This window comes from Arthrobacter agilis (assembly GCF_030816075.1).
Lineage (GTDB): Bacteria > Actinomycetota > Actinomycetes > Actinomycetales > Micrococcaceae > Arthrobacter_D > Arthrobacter_D agilis_E.
The window spans coordinates 3,850,055-3,857,229 of sequence record NZ_JAUSXO010000001.1 but is presented as its reverse complement, the minus strand read 5'-3'; the positions used below and the strand labels follow the sequence as shown (position 1 = coordinate 3,857,229).

Below are 7,175 nucleotides of genomic sequence, written 5' to 3'. Positions count from 1 at the left end.
ACGTTCGATTACTTGCAAGACCAGCGCTTCTGCACTTTGTCGGCTTGCTTTCCTTCGCCGTTGTGTTTACAGCTTATTTCATTTCCTTTTCTCTTGTCAAATCCTCTGCTTTGGCTTACTGCCTGCGGAAAGACATATGACAAGACAATCCCATGACAATTAGAGGCCAAATTCCGGGCCGCTTTAGAGCGCACGAACTGACCGCTAGTTTTTGAAGGGGTTGGCTACCCTCACCGGGGCAACTCATGAAACATTACACGCCGCTCAGCATCGGAGCAAACTGAGCGGACGTTGTCTACGTCACCCCTGGCCGGACCCCTTCTGGACGCCGTTCCCCCGAGTCGCTACGGGGATCACTCCGCCCCTTTTAGCCGCCGGAGCCTCCCTGGAACCTGGGGCTACACGCAAGGCTCTGCCAACCGCGGTTCCTCGAGGAGGGTGTCTCCCCCCCCCCCCCCCCCCCCCCCCCCCCCTTCCGCCACTGTGCTTCCGAGCGGGTGAAGGATTTCCTGGTCCCCTGGCTGTCACGGTCCGATGAGTACTCGATTCTGGCTCTCGCGGGCCGGCAAGCACCTGGCCTCGGCCGTTATGGTCCGACAAGTGGAATGCCCTGGCAGGGCGGGGGCGGTGCCTCGCCCTCTCCACCCACTCGGCTTCGAGCCGTGTCTTGTACTGATGGGTGTATCCAGCGTCGGGTGCAGCTCCATCTACTGGTCGTCGGGAATGCGATCTGCCCGTCACCGGCGGAGCTTCGGCCAGGGAGTACCTGCTTGCCGGTCTGCGGGGTGCCCGCGGAGACCGCCGCCGGGATCGACCGGGGCTGGACCGAATCGGTACAGCACAGCTCGGTACGGCACGGCACGGCACGGCACGGCACGGCACGGCACGGCACGGCACGGCACGGCACGGCACGGCACGGCACGGCACGGCACGGCACGGCACGGCACGGCACGGCACGGCACGGCACGGCACGGCACGGCACGGCACGGATGACGTGAGCCTGCCCGAAGGCTTGGGCACACCCCGGCCGACAGACACCCTCTCCAGTTGCCGGCAGGCCATCGTTCCGTAGCCCGTGGCGCCTGCCTGTCACCAGCGCCGGGCGAGTGCCGGCGCTGCCTCTATCTGCGTATCGTCCATGTCGCGTCTTCGTACCGCAGCGCAGCCCAGTTACCCATACGTCACCAGTTGAAGGTTCCTACGGGGTACTCCCTGTCTCCCGGCTCTGAATGTTGGCGGTCGAGCAGCCCGAAGCCTGCTCGATCTTCACCGGGCCCCGTATCCGCGATGCCACGACGAAGAGGCGCACCTCCCGGCAGCGCCAACCTATCCGGCGTCGGGCGTCGCCCTTTGCACTGTCGCGGCCGACAAGCCTGCGGCAAACAAAGCAGCCTCCAATCGGAACGACGTACAAGGCGTGGGCGGCGGCGTACAACTGAGCGTGCTCCTTCACCGGACGGTGCTCCATCGCTCCATCCGCCCCGCACCTCGAGGTGTGGGGCACTAGGGGAGCGCCAGAATCCCCATCACAAGCAAGCCTTGGCGCGGGCGAAGCACGGCGCTCTCGGATCCTTCCCATGACGCGGTCATCCAACTGAGGAGTGCGGCCGCACCTACTGGCTGCAGTAGTCCGCCCACCCGCCGCCGACCTGAAGTGGCTCGACACTCCACCTGCGGCTTCTGCAACTCCTGCGGCATGGACCATTGAGGATCATGCGACCCGATCAGGCTCCTGCCGACCCCACATGAAGCAACCCCGCTGCCGGTTAGCGGCACCATCGCCGTCGCCGTCCACGTTCCTGGATGCTGAAGTGCGAGTGTGTTGCATGACTCGCTGATGCCGGGTCACCTGCCAAGCGGCTGTGGGAGTCGCTGTACGAGAGCTGAATGAGTAGCGTGCGCGGCCCTCATGGTTCAGGAGTACCTCGAGTGCAGGCGCCCGAGCTGGTGGCGCAGCGTCGGGCGGTCGGCGGACGGTCGGCGGACGGTCGGCGGACGGTCGGCGGACGGTCGGCGGGCGGTCGGCGGGCGGTCGGCGGACGGTCGGCGGACGGTCGGCGGACGGTCGGCGGACGGTCGGCGGACGGTCGGCGGGCGGTGCTGAGCGTGATCGTTGCGTGTCGGGCAGCGCATGTGCCGATCCGGAGCGGGTGCGCCGCCCCGATAGTCAGCCTTGCTAGCAGCAACAAGAATCAAAGTCGCCGGCCGCGGGTACTGGCTCAGACGTACCGTGGGTGCCGGCTTGGTGTGCTGAGCTATCCCAAGTGGTAGCGGACATCACCGTTGCCGACCCAGGTCGTCGGCGATACGGCTCCGGAACGGGTGCACGGCACGGTTAGTCGGTCCGGACTATCGGCAACACGAAGTAAGGCCGCCGGCCGCGGGTAGCGGCCAAGACGTGCAGTGCGTGCCGGCACGCTCTGGTGGCCGATCCCAAGTGGTAGCGGGCTTCACAGTTGCCGACGCAGATCGTCGGCGCTGCAGCTCAGGTGCAGTGCCCGGTCCGAATGGCAGCTCCGTATGCTGCTCAGGATGCCGGCGGCAGCGCAGCATCGACACAGGGGCGTGCGTCAGCCGCCGGGTGCGGCACCGTCACCGGGCGCGGGCATCGCCGCCAGCCGCGGCACCGTCACCGGGCGCGGGCGTCAGCCGCCGGATGCGGGCATCGTCACCGCCTGCGGGCGTCGGCCGTCATCGTTATCGAGCCGGCTTGTTGAGGCGAAAAGAGATGGTCCCGCGTGCCATCGCTACCGGCCAAATCTGGTGGTGGGCGGCCCTGTTGCTGCCTGTGCAGGACCGAGGTCCGCTTCTGGCGTTACTGCCAGCGTGCCGGGCTGTAGCTCTCTAGTGGTTCATGGGTGTTTCGGCCGGATCCGCCGACGTGCTGGCCCCGGGGTTGCCGCGCGGTTGGTTTGCCGGCGGCTGGGTGGCATTGTTGCCGGGCTGCCTATGCCGGACAGAGGTCCGCTCCTGGCGCTACTGCCGGCGTGCCGGGCTGTAGCTCTGATGCATGGGTGTTTCGGCCGGATCCGCCGACCTGCTGGCCCCGGGGCTGCCGCGCGGTTGGCTTGCCGGCGGCCGAGCCGCCCGGGTTGCCGGGCTTCCTGGGGTGTCTGGGGGTGGTTAAAGGGGTGAGGCCCCACCGGTGGTGGGGCCTCGTCCTTGTAATGGTTGTCCGGCGGTGTCCTACTCTCCCACACTCTCTCGGGTGCAGTACCATCGGCGCTGTGGGTCTTAGCTTCCGGGTTCGGAATGGGACCGGGCGTTTCCCCCACGCTATGACCGCCGTAACCCTTGCTACCTGCCTGACCGGGCGCCCTGACCCCGTGGTGGACTGTGGTGTGCAGTGTCCGTGGTGGGGTTTCGGGTTCGGTGGCGGTAAATCTGTGGGTGTTGGTCGTGTTGTGCTGGTTGGACCTATTCAGTTATGTGTGCCCCCTGGTGTGGGGCCCGTGTCCTTGCCTGCCCTGGTGGGGGCGGGGTGGGGACGGGTCCCGGTGGGGGTGGTTCCTGTTGTTGGTTGGGAACCGCATAGTGGACGCGTAGCATGTCGATCTTTCACCTGCCCCTGTGTCACCGTTCGTGAGGGTGGTTCGGGGTCCTGGTTGCCCGGGATCCCGTGGCCACCGTGTGAAGGGTGGGGGTGGGTGTGTGGTGTAAGTTATCGGCTTATTAGTACCGGTCAGCTTCACAGGTCTTTAGTCCCTGCTTCCACGTCCGGCCTATCAACCCAGTGGTCTGGCTGGGGGCCTCTCACACTCTTGGTGTATGGAAATCTCATCTTGAAGCAGGCTTCCCGCTTAGATGCTTTCAGCGGTTATCCCATCCGAACGTAGCTAATCAGCGGTGCACTTGGCAGTACAACTGACACACCAGAGGTTCGTCCGTCCCGGTCCTCTCGTACTAAGGACAGCCCTTCTCAAATTTCCTGCGCGCGCAGCGGATAGGGACCGAACTGTCTCACGACGTTCTAAACCCAGCTCGCGTACCGCTTTAATGGGCGAACAGCCCAACCCTTGGGACCTACTCCAGCCCCAGGATGCGACGAGCCGACATCGAGGTGCCAAACCATGCCGTCGATATGGACTCTTGGGCAAGATCAGCCTGTTATCCCCGAGGTACCTTTTATCCGTTGAGCGACGGCCATTCCACAATGTGCCGCCGGATCACTAGTCCCGACTTTCGTCCCTGCTTGAGATGTCTCTCTCACAGTCAAGCTCCCTTGTGCACTTACACTCGCCACCTGATTGCCAACCAGGCTGAGGGAACCTTTGGGCGCCTCCGTTACTTTTTAGGAGGCAACCGCCCCAGTTAAACTACCCATCAGGCACTGTCCCTGACCCGGATTACGGGCCGAAGTTAGATATCCAGAGTGACCAGAGTGGTATTTCAACGATGACTCCACGTGAACTGGCGTCCACGCTTCACAGTCTCCCACCTATCCTACACAAGCCACACCGAACACCAATACCAAACTATAGTGAAGGTCTCGGGGTCTTTCCGTCCTGCTGCGCGTAACGAGCATCTTTACTCGTACTGCAATTTCGCCGAGTTTATGGTTGAGACAGCGGGGAAGTCGTTACTCCATTCGTGCAGGTCGGAACTTACCCGACAAGGAATTTCGCTACCTTAGGATGGTTATAGTTACCACCGCCGTTTACTGGGGCTTAAATTCCCAGCTTCGTCCCACGCAAGCGTGAAACTAACCGGTCCTCTTAACCTTCCAGCACCGGGCAGGAGTCAGTCCGTATACATCGTCTTGCGACTTCGCACGGACCTGTGTTTTTAGTAAACAGTCGCTTCCCCCTGGTCTCTGCGGCCCCGATCCGCTCCGGCGAGCTAGTCGCCTTCACAGTTGGGGCCCCCCTTCTCCCGAAGTTACGGGGGCATTTTGCCGAGTTCCTTAACCATAATTCTCTCGATCGCCTTAGTATTCTCTACCTGATCACCTGTGTCGGTTTGGGGTACGGGCGGCTGGAACCTCGCGCCGATGCTTTTCTCGGCAGCATAGGATCACCGAATCCCCCCTTGACGGGGGTCCCATCAGATCTCAGGCTCGTGACTGAACACGAGGACGCGGATTTGCCTACGCCCTGCCCTACATCCTTAGACCGGGACAACCATCGCCCGGCTCGGCTACCTTCCTGCGTCACACCTGTTAATACGCTTACCTCCCGAGATCAGGTCCCGCGATCCACAAAAAACCACGTCACCACAAGGGTGGGCGGTCATGCTTCTGGCGGTTAGTATCCCTCGATCAGTATTGGCGGTTCTTCGCCGGTACGGGAATATCAACCCGTTGTCCATCGACTACGCCTGTCGGCCTCGCCTTAGGTCCCGACTTACCCAGGGCAGATTAGCTTGACCCTGGAACCCTTGATCATTCGGCGGACGGGTTTCTCACCCGTCTTTCGCTACTCATGCCTGCATTCTCACTCGTGTAGGCTCCACCGCTGGTTTCCACCGCGACTTCACTGCCCACACGACGCTCCCCTACCCATCCACATCCTTGAACCAAGAGAACAAGTCTCCGGCTTGGGATCTATGTGAATGCCACAACTTCGGCGGTGTACTTGAGCCCCGCTACATTGTCGGCGCGGAATCACTTGACCAGTGAGCTATTACGCACTCTTTCAAGGGTGGCTGCTTCTAAGCCAACCTCCTGGTTGTCTGGGCAACTCCACATCCTTTCCCACTTAGCACACGCTTAGGGGCCTTAGTTGGTGGTCTGGGCTGTTTCCCTCTCGACTATGAAGCTTATCCCCCACAGTCTCACTGCTGCGCTCTCACTTACCGGCATTCGGAGTTTGGCTGACGTCAGTAACCTTGTAGGGCCCATTAGCCATCCAGTAGCTCTACCTCCGGTAAGAAACACGCAACGCTGCACCTAAATGCATTTCGGGGAGAACCAGCTATCACGAAGTTTGATTGGCCTTTCACCCCTACCCACAGCTCATCCCCTCCATTTTCAACTGAAGTGGGTTCGGTCCTCCACGACGTCTTACCGTCGCTTCAACCTGGCCATGGGTAGATCACTTCGCTTCGGGTCTAGATCACGCCACTCACTCGCCCTATTCAGACTCGCTTTCGCTACGGCTTCCCCACACGGGTTAACCTCGCGACGTAACACTAACTCGCAGGCTCATTCTTCAAAAGGCACGCCATCACAGCTACAAGGCTGCTCTGACGGTTTGTAGGCACACGGTTTCAGGTACTGTTTCACTCCCCTCCCGGGGTACTTTTCACCTTTCCCTCACGGTACTGGTCCGCTATCGGTCATCAGGGAGTATTTAGGCTTACCAGGTGGTCCTGGCAGATTCGCACGGGATTTCTCGGGCCCCGTGCTACTTGGGATCCTCTCCAAACGGCGTCACGCATTACGGTTACGGGACTAACACCCTCTCCGGCCGGGCTTTCAAACCCGTTCACCTATACGCACGCACTCATTTCACCAGTCCGGCAGAACTGGAACGGAAAGTCCCACAACCCCAGTGATGCAACGCCCGCCGGCTATCACACACCACTGGTTTAGCCTCGTCCGCGTTCGCTCGCCACTACTAACGGAATCACTATTGTTTTCTCTTCCTGTGGGTACTGAGATGTTTCACTTCCCCACGTTCCCTCCACGTACCCTATGTGTTCAGATACGGGTCACCCGGTCACTCGCGCGCCGGGCGGGGTTTCCCCATTCGGACATCCTGGGATCAAAGTTCGGTTATCAACTCCCCCAGGCTTATCGCAGATTCCCACGTCCTTCTTCGGCTCCTGATGCCAAGGCATCCACCGTGTGCCCTTAAAAACTTGACCACAAAAGATCAAAAAACATATCGAGAAAACCAGGCCCGAACATACGTCCGAAACCAGATTTATCTTAGAAATTGCTTCTTTTTAAGATGCTCGCGTCCACTATGCAGTTCTCAACCAACAACCCCGTCACACCCGAACACCCGACCCCACACCCCCCACAATGAGGAGAACCAGGGAACAAACCGGGCGCGCAGCATGCGCGGGAAAACCAGAAACAACCAAACCCCACCCCCCGACACGCGGCACCAACCCCACACCAGGAACACCGACACGCACGAAGGAAGAACCACCCAAGGAATCCCAAAGGACCCCCCACGTCGCCTTCCTCGCACACGCACCCGGTACCCGGTCCACGACCGACACCACCC

The 7,175-nt window shown here is 61.3% G+C and carries 2 rRNA genes; both read right to left on the bottom strand.

Going from position 1 to position 7,175, the window contains the following annotated elements:
• Nucleotides 1-3,173 precede the first annotated feature (3,173 nt).
• Nucleotides 3,174-3,290 (bottom strand): 5S ribosomal RNA (gene rrf, locus QFZ50_RS18165).
• Nucleotides 3,291-3,651: 361 nt separating this feature from the next.
• Nucleotides 3,652-6,807, bottom strand: a 23S ribosomal RNA gene (locus QFZ50_RS18160).
• Between the last annotated feature and the right edge of the window lie 368 nt (nt 6,808-7,175).